Source organism: Duganella aquatilis (genome assembly GCF_009674565.1).
Lineage (GTDB): Bacteria > Pseudomonadota > Gammaproteobacteria > Burkholderiales > Burkholderiaceae_D > Rugamonas > Rugamonas aquatilis.
This window is the reverse complement of the sequence record NZ_WKJL01000012.1, coordinates 182259-194142: the sequence shown is the minus strand read 5'-3', so window position 1 is coordinate 194142 and position 11884 is coordinate 182259. Positions and strand designations below refer to the sequence as shown.

8 protein-coding genes and 1 tRNA gene are annotated in these 11884 nt (G+C 62.7%); 7 read left to right on the top strand and 2 right to left on the bottom strand.

Going from position 1 to position 11884, the window contains the following annotated elements:
• Positions 1-956, bottom strand: a 956-nt coding sequence (locus tag GJ698_RS17425; protein WP_371865359.1) for a cache domain-containing protein, incomplete at its 3' end; no start/stop codon positions are given.
• Between the two features lie 207 nt (positions 957-1163).
• Here GJ698_RS17425 and GJ698_RS17420 point away from each other — a divergent pair.
• The 5 genes from GJ698_RS17420 to GJ698_RS17400 all read left to right on the top strand — a co-directional run bounded on the left by GJ698_RS17420 (position 1164) and on the right by GJ698_RS17400 (position 8467).
• Entirely contained in the window at positions 1164-2378 is a 1215-nt protein-coding gene (locus GJ698_RS17420; RefSeq protein ID WP_154359122.1) for an efflux RND transporter periplasmic adaptor subunit, read from the top strand.
• A gap of 11 nt (positions 2379-2389) precedes the next feature.
• A complete protein-coding gene (locus tag GJ698_RS17415; protein WP_154359121.1) occupies positions 2390-5527 on the top strand; it encodes an efflux RND transporter permease subunit in 3138 nt (1045 codons plus the stop codon).
• Between the two features lies 1 nt (position 5528).
• Positions 5529-6995 (top strand): AdeC/AdeK/OprM family multidrug efflux complex outer membrane factor, encoded by a 1467-nt coding sequence (gene adeC / locus GJ698_RS17410; RefSeq protein WP_154359120.1) that lies wholly within the window; start codon positions 5529-5531, stop codon positions 6993-6995.
• A 66-nt stretch (positions 6996-7061) separates the two neighbouring features.
• On the top strand, positions 7062-7673 hold the full coding sequence (locus tag GJ698_RS17405) for a TetR/AcrR family transcriptional regulator (RefSeq protein WP_154359119.1): 612 nt from the start codon (positions 7062-7064) through the stop codon (positions 7671-7673).
• Positions 7674-7759: 86 nt separating this feature from the next.
• On the top strand, positions 7760-8467 hold the full coding sequence (locus tag GJ698_RS17400; RefSeq protein ID WP_154359118.1) for a fumarylacetoacetate hydrolase family protein: 708 nt from the start codon (positions 7760-7762) through the stop codon (positions 8465-8467).
• A 5-nt stretch (positions 8468-8472) separates the two neighbouring features.
• Here GJ698_RS17400 and GJ698_RS17395 read toward each other — a convergent pair whose 3' ends face one another.
• Positions 8473-9297, bottom strand: a complete 825-nt coding sequence (locus GJ698_RS17395) for an SIR2 family NAD-dependent protein deacylase (protein WP_154359117.1) — start codon at positions 9295-9297, stop codon at positions 8473-8475.
• A 69-nt stretch (positions 9298-9366) separates the two neighbouring features.
• Between GJ698_RS17395 and GJ698_RS17390 the strand changes: the two genes are divergently transcribed.
• Positions 9367-9443, top strand: a tRNA-Pro gene (locus GJ698_RS17390).
• Positions 9444-9680: 237 nt separating this feature from the next.
• Entirely contained in the window at positions 9681-11846 is a 2166-nt protein-coding gene (locus GJ698_RS17385) for a nidogen-like domain-containing protein (protein ID WP_154359116.1), read from the top strand.
• Positions 11847-11884: the final 38 nt, after the last annotated feature.

Here is an 11884-nt window from a genome sequence, read left to right as displayed (position 1 = left end):
GCCGCCGCCAGCGCCATCGCCGCGCCGAGGATGGCGCCCAGCAGCAGGATCTGGCGCTCCAGCGCGCGGGCGCCGGACAGCGCCTGTTCCTCCGGCTGGCGCGCCAGGATGGCCCAGCTCAGCGTGGCCGGATCGTCGGGATGGCCGCTGCGGGCGTAGCCGGTCAGGTAGCTGCGGCCGTCGGCCCAGCTTTCCTTGAGCGCGCCGGAGGCGCCGCCGCGCGCCAGCGCCAGGCTGTCGCTGCTGATCTTTTGTTCTTCGCTGCCGTTCGGGCCCAGCATGACGGTGCCGTCGCCGCGCACCACGAAGATCTCGGCCGCATACTGCTGTTCGGCCGGCGCCAGGATGGTGCGCGCCATGCGCCGCATCCAGCCCCAGCTCATGTGCACGCACAGCACGCCCTGTTCCTTGCCGTCGGCGTCCAGCACCGGCCCGGCGGCGTCGACAAAGCGCCACGGCTCGGCGCCGGACGGCAGTTTCTTGCCCAGCGGCGCGACCGGATGGAAGTCGCCTGCGTACAGCTTGTCCTTGCCGCCCTTGAACCAGTCATAGCTGCTGACGCTGGTGCCTTCGAGCAGGCCCTGGGTGGCGGCGTACACGGCGCCGTCCGGCTTGGCCAGGCCGATCCAGGCATAGTCGGGGAAGGTTTTTTGCAGGCTTTCCAGCGCCTGGCGCACCTCGGCCGGCGAGCGCGCCGCGCGCACCTGGGGCAGCGCCGTCAGCAGCTGGACGTTGCCGGTGGCCTGGCGCACCGCGCCGTCCAGCGCGTCGCGCATCTGCCAGGACAGCTGCTGCAGGCGCTGCTGCGCCTCCTGGCGGGCGTAATCGATGGCGAAATGGTCCACCAGGATCAGCAGGCACAGCACCGTCAACAGCACCGTGGCGCTGACGCCGGCGGTCACCAGCGTGGTGAGCCGGGGACGGGCAGGGGAGGACGCTGGAGGAATAATCTGCACGATCGTACTAAATGATAACGAAAAGAAATTAACTGATTGTAGCATCGCAACCCCGCACTTGGATGGTGCACGCGGAATTTCATCGGTTTAAGTCACGCTTAAAAAAATAGTAACCATGCCGCACTGCACAAGAATGTTGCTTGACTTAATTAGAATGATCGTTCATTCTATAGGTTGTGCTTAATATTTATACAGAAAGCTCATCACATGGAAGCCTTTTTCTGCAAAAAAACGATGCTGCGCACCGCTGGTGCCGTAGCCGTAGTCTCCGCGCTGGCCGTCATGGCCGGCTGCTCCAAGTCCGCGTCCGAAGCACCTCACCAGCAGCAGGTGGCGGAAGTGGGCGTTTTCAAGGTGGCGCAAGCGCCGCTGCAAATCACCACCGAACTGCCGGGCCGCACCGCCGCTTATCAAGTGGCTGAAGTGCGCCCGCAGGTCAGTGGCCTGATTCAGAAACGCCTGTTTGTCGAGGGCGCCGACGTCAAGGCCGGCATGCCGCTGTACCAGATCGACCCGGCCACCTACCAGGCGTCGTACAACTCGGCCAAGGCCGCGCTGTCCAAGGCCTTGGCCAATCTGCTGACCGCCGCGCCGAAAGTGCAGCGCTACAAGGAGCTGGTCGCCATCGAAGGCGTCAGCAAGCAGGATTACGACGACGCCGTCGCCGCCCACGAGCAGGCCAAGGCCGACGTGGAATCGGCCGCCGCCGCGCTGGAACAGGCCAAGATCAATGTCGGCTACACCCACGTCGATGCGCCGATCAGCGGCCGCATCGGCCGTTCGACCGTGACCCCGGGCGCGCTGGTGACCGCCAGCCAGACCAATGCGCTGACCACCGTGCAGCAGCTGGACCCGATCTACGTCGACGTCACACAGACCAGCGAAGACATGCTGCGCCTGAAGCGCGAAGTGGAAAGCGGCGGCCTGAAAAAAGACGGCAGCCAGGCCAAGGTCACGCTGGTGCTGTCGGACGGCACCAAGTACGCCATCGCCGGCAAGCTGCAGTTCTCCGACGTGACGGTCGATCCGGGCACCGGCAACGTCACGCTGCGCGCGCTGTTCCCGAATCCCAAGCATGATCTGCTGCCTGGCATGTTCGTGCGCGCCGTGATCGAATCCGGCGTCGACGAACACGCCATCGCCGTGCCGCAGCAGGGCGTGACCCGCAACGCCAAGGGCGAAGCGACCGCGCTGGTGCTGAACAAGGAAGGCAAGGTCGAACAGCGCACGCTGGTCACCGGCGCCACGCTGGGCGACAAGTGGCTGGTCAAATCGGGCCTGAACGACGGCGACCTGCTGATCGTCGAAGGCCTGCAAAAAGTCAAACCGGGCGCGCCGGCCAACGCCGCCAAGCCGGTTGCCGCGCCTTCCGCCGTTGCCGTCGGCGGTGCTGTCCCAGCCAACGCCAAGAGCGCGCAATAAGGAGTTAGCACATGTCCCGTTTCTTTATTGATCGCCCGATTTTTGCGTGGGTGGTCGCGATCGTGATTATGCTGGGCGGCATAATCTCGATTCTCGGCCTGCCGATCGCGCAATATCCAAGCATTGCCCCGCCGTCGATTTCGATCAGCGGTTCCTATCCAGGCGCGTCGGCCAAGACGGTGCAGGATGCCGTGACCCAGATCATCGAGCAAAAGATGAAGGGTATCGACGGCCTGCGCTACATGTCGTCGTCGTCCGACTCGACCGGTGGCGTCAGCATCACGCTGACCTTCCGCAGCGGCACCAATCCTGACATCGCACAGGTGCAGGTGCAGAACAAACTGCAGCTGGCCATGCCGCTGCTGCCGGCCGTGGTGCAGCAGCAAGGCCTGGTGGTGGCCAAGGCCACCAAGAACTTCCTGATGGTGCTCGGCTTCGTTTCCGAAGACGGCTCCATGAAGCAGGCCGACATCGGCGACTACGTGGCCGCCAACGTGATCGATCCGATCTCGCGGGTGGAAGGCGTGGGCGACGTGACCAACTTCGGTTCGCAGTACGCCATGCGCATCTGGCTGGACGCCGCCAAGCTGCAAAGCTACCAGCTGACGCCTGCCGATGTGAGCGACGCCATCACGGCGCAGAATACCGAAGTCTCCGCCGGTGAGCTGGGCGGCCTGCCGGCCGTCGCCGGCCAGCAGCTGAACGCCACCGTCACGGCGCAAAGCCGCCTGCAGACCGCCGAACAGTTCGGCGCCATCCTGTTGAAGACCAGTGCCAGCGGCGCCACCGTGCACCTGCGCGACGTCGCCCGCATGGAGCTGGGCAGCGAGACCTACAACATCCTGGCGCGCTACAACGGCCACGCCGCATCCGGCATGGCGATCAAGCTGGCTACCGGCGCCAACGCGCTGGACACCGCCAACGCGGTCAAGGCCAAGATCAAGACCATGCAGGCGCAGTTCCCGAAAGGCCTGAAAGCCGTCGTCGCCTTCGACACCACCCCGTTCGTCAAGCTGTCGATCGAAGAAGTGGTGAAGACGCTGGTGGAAGCCGTGGTGCTGGTGTTCCTGGTGATGTACCTGTTCCTGCAAAACTTCCGCGCCACGCTGATTCCGACCATGGCGGTGCCGGTGGTGCTGCTGGGGACCTTCGCCATCCTGTCGGCGCTGGGCTACTCGATCAACACGCTGACCATGTTCGCGGTGGTGCTGGCGATCGGCCTGCTGGTTGATGACGCGATCGTGGTGGTGGAAAACGTCGAACGCGTGATGACCGAAGAGGGCTTGTCGCCGCTGGAAGCGACCCGCAAGTCGATGGACCAGATCAGCGGTGCGCTGGTCGGTATCGCGCTGGTGCTGTCGGCGGTGTTCGTGCCGATGGCCTTCTTCAGCGGCTCGACCGGCGTGATCTACCGCCAGTTCTCGGTGACCATCGTGTCGGCAATGGTGCTGTCGGTGCTGGTGGCGATGATCTTCACGCCGGCGCTGTGCGCGACCATCCTGAAGCCGGTGGAAAAAGGCCATCACCTGACCAACAAGGGTTTCTTCGGCTGGTTCAACCGCACCTTCGAGCGCGGCACCAATAAATACCAGGGCATCGTTGGTTCGATCCTGAATCGCGGCGGCCGTTCGCTGGTGCTGTACGTGGTGCTGCTGGGCGTGCTGGCGCTGGTGTTCCTGCGCCTGCCGACTTCCTTCCTGCCGGAGGAAGACCAGGGCGTGCTGTTCTCGCAGATCCAGCTGCCGACCGGCGCCACCCAGCAACGCACGCTGAAAGTGATCGAAAAGGTCGAGAACCACTTCCTGACCGAAGAGAAGGATGCTGTCGCTTCCGTGTTCGCGGTGGCCGGCTTCAGCTTCAGCGGCAATGGCCAGAACAGCGGCATCGCCTTCGTCCGCATGAAGGACTGGTCCGAGCGTCCGGGTGCGGCGAATCGCGTCAGCGCCATCGTTGGCCGCGCGATGGGCAAGTTCTCGCAAATCAAAGACGCGATGGTGTTCGCCTTCGCTCCGCCTGCGGTGCTGGAACTGGGTAACGCCAGCGGCTTCGACTTGCAGCTGCAGGACATCGGCGGCGTCGGCCACGAAGCGCTGATGGCGGCGCGTAACCAGATGCTGGGCATGGCCTCGCAGAGCAAGCTGCTGGTGGGCGTACGTCCCAACGGCCAGGAAGATACGCCGCAGTACAAGGTCACCATCGACCAGCAGAAGGCCATCGCCTTGGGGCTGACCGTGGCTGATGTGAACAAGGTGTTGAGCAACGCCTGGGGTAGCGCCTATGTCAACGACTTCGTCGACCGCGGCCGCGTGAAGAAAGTGTTCATCCAGGGCTCGGCCGAAGCGCGCATGACGCCGGAAGACCTGAGCAAGTGGTTCGTGCGTAACGCCAGCGGCGAGATGGTGCCTTTCTCGGCCTTCAGCACCGGCAAGTGGGTGTATGCCTCGCCACGCCTGGAACGCTACAACGGCCTGCCGTCGACCGAGATCCTCGGCGCGCCTGCGCCGGGCCAGAGCTCGGGTACCGCCATGGCGGAAGTCGAGAAGCTGGCGGCGCAACTGCCGCCGGGTATCGGCTACGAGTGGACCGGCCTGTCGACCGAGGAACGCGATTCCGGTTCGCAGACCACGCAGCTGTATGCGATCTCGATCCTGATCGTGTTCCTGTGCCTGGCCGCGCTGTATGAAAGCTGGTCGGTGCCGTTCTCGGTGCTGCTGGTGGTGCCGCTGGGTGTGATCGGCACGGTGCTGGCGACCTTTGTGTTCAAGCTGTCGAACGATGTCTATTTCCAGGTCGGCCTGCTGACCGTGATCGGTCTGGCGGCGAAGAATGCGATTCTGATCGTCGAATTCGCCAAGGAACTGCAGGACGCCGGCGAAGATCTGAAGAAGGCGACCCTGCACGCGGTGAAGCTGCGTCTGCGTCCGATCCTGATGACTTCCATTGCTTTCGGCCTGGGCGTGTTCCCGCTGGCGATCAGCAGCGGCGCCGGTTCCGGCAGCCAGAACGCGATCGGCGTGGCGGTGCTGGGCGGGATGATGACGGCGACCTTCCTCGGCATCTTCTTCGTACCGCTGTTCTTTGTGCTGGTGCGCGGCTACTTCGCTCCGAAGAAGCCAGCGGCGCCGGCAAACGCTGTAGAGGTGCATTAATATGAAAAAATCCTTAATCACGACGGCGGTGCTGGCCGCAGTGGCCACCACCCTGGCCGGTTGCAGCCTGGCGCCGGTGTACGAACGTCCGGCGCAACCGGTAGGTCAGGCCTGGCCTGCCGGCGACGCCTACAAGGGCGTGCCGGCAGCGGCGGCCGACGCCAAGCCGGTGTCGCAGATCCAGTGGCGCGAATACTTCTCCGACGAGAAGCTGCGCAAGGTGATCGAGCTGGCGCTGGTGAACAATCGCGACCTGCGCGTCTCGGTGCTGAATATCGAAAAGGCCAAGGCGCAGTACAACATCGACACGGCGGCGCTGCTGCCGAAACTGTCGGCCAACGTCAGTCAGACCGCGTCGCGCACGCCGTCGAACATGACCGGCACCGGCGAAGCCGCCATCAACCGCCAGTACAACGGCGGGCTGGTGATGTCCTCGTATGAGCTGGACTTCTTCGGCAAGGTGCGTAACCAGTCCGAGGCCGGCCTGCAGACCTACCTCGGCACCGAGGAAGCGCGCCGCACGCAGCAGATCACGCTGGTGGCGGAAGTGGCGAACGCCTACCTGACGCTGATCGCCGATCAGCAGCGCCTCAAGCTGGCGCAGAACACGCTGAAAAGCCAGCAGACCAGCTATGACCTGAGCAAGAAGCGCTTTGCCCTGGGCGTGGTGGCCGGCACCGACATGTACGACGCGCAGACCAGCGTGGAAACCGCGCGCAACGACGCGGCGGTCTACACCGCGCAGGTGGCGCTGGACCAGAACGCGCTGACGCTGCTGGTCGGCAGCGCCGTGCCGACGGAACTGCTGCCGACCGGTGACCTGGAAGAAGTGACGCAACTGGCCGCGATTCCGGCCGGCCTGCCGTCGGACCTGCTGCAAGCGCGTCCTGACGTTCAGGAAGCGGAACGCGCGCTGCGCGCCGCCAACGCCAACATCGGCGTGGCGCGTGCCGCCTTCTTCCCGAGCATTTCGCTGACGGCGTCCGGCGGCAGCGCCAGCACCACCTTGTCCGGGCTGTTCAAGGCCGGTTCGTCGACGTGGAGCTTTGCGCCGGCGATCAACCTGCCGATCTTCGATGGTGGCGTCAACCGCGCCAACCTGAATATCGCCAAGGCCGACCGCGACATCTCGGTGGCGCAGTACGAGAAGGCGGTGCAGACCGCGTTCCGCGAAGTGGCCGATGCACTGGCCACGCGCGGCACGCTGGATGAACGCCTGGCGTCGCAGCAGGCGCTGGTCGAGGCGTCGCAGAAGAGCTACACCATCAACGAGGCGCGCTACAACAAGGGCGCGGACTCGTACCTGAACGCGCTGGTGTCGCAGCGCGCGCTGTACACGGCGCAGCAAGGCCTGATCAGCACCCGCCTGGCCAAGACCAGCAACGCCGTCACCCTGTACAAGGTGCTGGGCGGCGGCTGGCAGCCGGAGCTGCCGTCACAGCAGCAAGCGCAACAGCCGCAGGGCTGATGCGGCGCAGCGGACGCCTTGCCGGCGTCCGCTGCTATACTTTCTCATCACTTCAAGAGCGCTCCCATGAAATCCCACGTTAAACGACGCACAGACCCGGAACGGGCACAGAGTCGGCGCAACCAGGTATTGCAGGCGGCTGCCGTGTGTTTTGCCCGCAGTGGCTTCCATGGCGCCAGCATGTCCGAGATCTCGAAAGAGGCGGGCATGAGCGCTGGCCACATCTACAACTACTTCGACAGCAAGGAAGCCATCATCATGGCCTTCGTCGACCTGGAAGCGGAGCATGTGACGGCGCAGCTGCGCGAACTGGGAAGCAAGGAAGATCCGCTGCAGTCGATGATCGACGAGGCGCCGCGCCACATCGACGAGAACCTCGATCCGGAATACTTCCAGCTGCCGCTGGAGATGTTTGCCGAAGCCGCGCGCAATCCTAAGATCGCCGCGGCGATGCGCGCCACCGACCTGGCGGCGATGGCCGAGTTCCGGCCGATCATCAAGCGCGAGCGCGAACGGCGCGGCCTGTCGGTCGACGACGCGCTGCTGGACGGCCGCATCGACACCATGGTGTCGCTGTTCCACGGCCTGCCGATCCGTGCCTTGCACCGCCCGCAGCTGGACCGCAACTCCCTTGTGGAAGGCTACCGCGTCGCCATGAAGGCCTTGCTGCTGACCTGATTTGTCTCCTAATGTTTCCGGCCGCTGCACGCGGACGGCGGCTGTTGTACCATGCGTGATGTCTCTATCCTGCTAATAGGCGCATCATGACTTCTTACGTAATTCCTGCCCATGACATCGTCGGCCTGCCGGTCGCCGGTACTTCCGACCTGTTCCCTGTGCGCCGCGTCTACTGCGTCGGCCGCAATTACGCAGGCCACGCGCGCGAAATGGGTTCCGACCCGACCCGCGAACCGCCATTCTTCTTCTGCAAACCGGGCGATGCCCAAGCCGTGGTGCCGGCCGCGCCGAACCGCGTGCTGGAACTGCCGTATCCGCCGCAGACCAACAACCTGCACTACGAGTGCGAACTGGTGGTCGCCATCGGCAAGGGCGGCGCGGATATTTCGGTGGAAGATGCGGCCTCGCACATCTTCGGCTACGCCGTCGGTTTCGACATGACGCGCCGCGACCTGCAATTCAAGATGCGCGACGTCGGCCGTCCATGGGAAATCGGCAAGGCGTTCGACTTCTCGGCGCCGATCGGCCTGATTCACCGCGCGGAAGAAGCGGGCGACATCAACCACGCCGCGATCCAGCTGGATGTGGATGGCGTGACCAAGCAGTCGGCCGACATCTCGCAGCTGATCTGGTCGATCAGCGAAACCATCGCCAACCTGTCGACCTACTTCACGCTGGCGCCGGGCGACCTGATTTTCAGCGGCACGCCGGAAGGTGTGGGCGCGGTGGTGCGCGGCAATGTCCTCGAAGGCAAGGTTGCCGGCCTGTCGCCGATCACCGTGAAATTGGTATAAATCGTTTATAACAGGGTGTCGATCGCGGCCAGCGCCGCGAGGGCGCCCGAAGCCAGGCCGATGTCGGCCTGGCTGGCCACCTGCGGCTCGCGCGGGTTGATGCGGATCATGCGGCCGTTGTGGTTGCGAATCACGCTCTGGCCGAAATGGCGCACCGACGGTATCGCCACACCGGCGCCCAGTTCCACCACCAACGGTTTGCTTGCCTTGCGCAGCAGATGGCGCAGACCTTCCTCCTGCCGCGCCGCGCGGCCTTCATTCCAGCCGCCGTCGCCAAACATCAGGATATTCGGCCGCGCCAGTGCGCCGCAGTGCGGGCAGGTGGGCGCTGCGTTGAGCAGCTGGCAGTTGATGTTATCGACTTGCGGCGTGTAGCCGTCGGCGCTCCAGATCTCGCCGCCGCACGGTTGCAGGCATTGCAGATGATGGATGGAGCCGTGGCACTCCAGGATGCGCTGCGGATCGAAGCCGGCTTTCTGGAAGTGGCCGTCGACGTTGCTGGTGAAAACGCCGTAGCCGTGCCCCATGCGCTCGCCCCATTGCTTCAGCAGGCCGAAGCCGGCGTGCGGCACGGTGTCGCGGTAAAGATTGAGCCGGTGGCCGTAGAAGCCCCAGGCCAGCGCCGGATCGTCGTGGAAGGTGGCGGGCGACGCCACGCTGGTAAATTCCATGCGCGCGCGGCCGAGGGCCGGATAGGCTTTCCAGAAACCGTCGTTGCCGCGAAAATCCGGCAAGCCCGAATCGACACCCATGCCGGCGCCCGCCGCGACGATCAGCAGGTCGGCTTGTTGGAGGAGGGCGGCGGCGTGTTCGAGATCGGCGGCGTGCATGCTGTCATCTTAGCGGCGTGAAGCAAACATGACAAATACTTAAAGCCGCTGCTATAATTAGCTGTTCGTCGGGGCGTAGCGCAGCCTGGTAGCGTACATGCATGGGGTGCATGGGGTCGGAGGTTCGAATCCTCTCGCCCCGACCAACAAAATCAACGACTTAGGCCAGCCATGACGCTGGCCTTTTTCATTTTCAGCCCGCCGTGCCCGGATTTGTGTGCGGGATTCGCGGTAAAGCAAGGCGCAACTTGCCACGTGGGCGGCTTGTAGCACGTTTACGCTACATCCTTTCTCAGACAGTTGAATTACAATGATTAATTAATAACAATCATTGTTTTGGTTTCAGTGGTCTGTTTCCACTGATACTAGGGAAAGGTCCAACTATGCCGCTACCGCGCCTCACTCAGCTATCACTGCTGGTCACCCTGGCCTTTTCAGGCGCAGCGCAAGGCGGCGCGGTTTTCTATAACTACGGAACTGCCGCTGGCGATAGCCGCTTGACTTCATGCGACGATTGTTTCGCTCAAGTCAGTTTGGGTGGACAAGGTATCGCAGGTTCCTCATTGCGGGCAGCGTTTTTTTCCCATAATTACGATAGCTTGTTTGTAAACACTAATGGCGCGGTCTCTTTTACCAGAGGTTTGAATAGCACTGAATACCAGCCGAGCTTTTTCCCTACTGCAGGGCTACCTCCGATCATCGCACCGTATTTCGCGGATCTGGATACCAGCAACACTGGCAACGTCTGGTACCGCACTGTTTCAGACTCATCTCAGTTGTCAGCGCTGGGGAGTGATATTAAAAAGCTAAGTCTGGGTTCGATCTTCAATCCAACGGTTGCAGAAATAATAACTTGGGACCATGTCCCTTTAAACTGGGGCCCTCCGGGCAGCCTCTATTATCGTGCTAGCCATCTAGACCCTATTACTAAAACGCAGGTGCTCAATACAGACACATTCCAAATGATACTTTTGTCGGATGGCATGCGTAGCTATGCGGTATTTAAGTATCTCGACCAAGGTATGTGGGCTGCATTTGGCGCGTACGCTAATGGTCTTTATGCCAACTACGGATACCAAGACGGCTATGGTAATAACTATAATGGACAGGGTGGTCTGAGTTCCTATATGGTGACAAACCTCAATAATTTTTCCAATATTGCCAAAGGTTCAAACACCGCCCCGGCCACTGCTGGCACCTACGCCTACTATATGGCGTCGGGAGACGTTCTGAATCCTATGACGAATGCCTATACCTGGGGCGGCGGAAGCGGTAACTGGGCGGGAACCTTTGGCGTCAATGGCGGTGCAACTTTCGGCGGCACGCCAGGCACCGTAACGCTTAGTGCGGCAGGTTTTGGTCGGCGACTGGCCGTCAACAGCAGCGGTTATACCTTTACTTCCGCCTCGGCCGCCAACAGTCTCCAACTCGATAACCTCCAGGTGGCTACGCCGGACACCGCGATCACTTTCGCCGGCAATATGGTTCTGCTGACCCACGCAGGCGATGGCGGATTTATCAATAACGTTCAAACAGGCACATTGACGAGTGGCAAGCTGACCTTCACTGATAACAGTATCCTGGTCGCGCGTGACGCCGGTACGGTGACTGGCGCCGACATCATTCTCAAGAAGAACGCCCAGCTCCAGATTTACACCGCCGAAGCCACCACCCGCAAGAGCACGCTGACCTTTGACAACTCCGCTGGAGGTGGTGGTACGCTGGACCTGCGCGGCTTGAACACCACTTTCGGCAAGGTCGCATCGGCAGGCAACGGCGCGGGCACCATCAAGAACTCCGGCACTGCCCCTGCTACGCTGACCATGGACTTCGATAACGACACCAGCAAGTACAGTGGCACTATCCAAGGCGCGATCAATGTGACCAAGGTGGGCAGCGGCGTCCAGGTTCTGAGCGGCACCAACACCTACACGGGCGCAACGCTGGTGAATGCCGGCGAGCTGCGCATCAATGGCAGCGCCAGCTCCAGCGCGTTCACGGTCGCCCAAGGCGCGACACTGAGCGGCAGCGGCACCATCGGCACGTTGAACCTGAAGGGCACGCTTGCGCCGGGTAATTCGCCGGGGCAGCTCAATGCCGGCGACACGACCTTCGCCGACGGCAGTACCTATCTCTGGCAACTCAACGATGCGAACGGCGCGGCAGGCATAGGCTACGATTTTCTATCGGTGAACGGCACCCTGACGCTGGTGGGCAGCGGCAGCAATCCCATTACCATCCGCCTGCAATCGTTGATGGCGGATAACAGCGCGGGCAACGTCTTCAATTTCGATGCGAAGCACAACTACAGCTACACGCTGGCGACCGCCACCGCCGGCATCAGCGGCTACGCGGCCAACGAATTCCTGCTCGATACCACCGGCTTTAACAACGCGCTGCTGGGCGGAGTCTGGAGCGTTGGCGTGTCCGGCAACGATCTGCAGCTGAACTTCATGGCCGCAGCAGTGCCAGAGCCATCCAGTTACGCCATGATGTTCGCCGGGCTGGCAGCTATCGGAGCAGTGGCCCAGCGCCGCCGCAAGGTCTGAGTCAACCCACGCCTGCTGGCGGATTGGGCGGACACCGG

Bases quoted from the DNA above. Each gene is read 5' to 3' on its own strand.
- GJ698_RS17420 (WP_154359122.1), top strand. From the start codon at position 1,164: ATGGAAGCCTTTTTCTGCAAAAAAACGATGCTGCGCACCGCTGGTGCC.
- GJ698_RS17415 (WP_154359121.1), top strand. From the start codon at position 2,390: ATGTCCCGTTTCTTTATTGATCGCCCGATTTTTGCGTGGGTGGTCGCG.
- adeC (WP_154359120.1), top strand. From the start codon at position 5,529: ATGAAAAAATCCTTAATCACGACGGCGGTGCTGGCCGCAGTGGCCACC.
- GJ698_RS17405 (WP_154359119.1), top strand. From the start codon at position 7,062: ATGAAATCCCACGTTAAACGACGCACAGACCCGGAACGGGCACAGAGT.
- GJ698_RS17400 (WP_154359118.1), top strand. From the start codon at position 7,760: ATGACTTCTTACGTAATTCCTGCCCATGACATCGTCGGCCTGCCGGTC.
- GJ698_RS17395 (WP_154359117.1), bottom strand. From the start codon at position 9,297: ATGCACGCCGCCGATCTCGAACACGCCGCCGCCCTCCTCCAACAAGCC.
- GJ698_RS17385 (WP_154359116.1), top strand. From the start codon at position 9,681: ATGCCGCTACCGCGCCTCACTCAGCTATCACTGCTGGTCACCCTGGCC.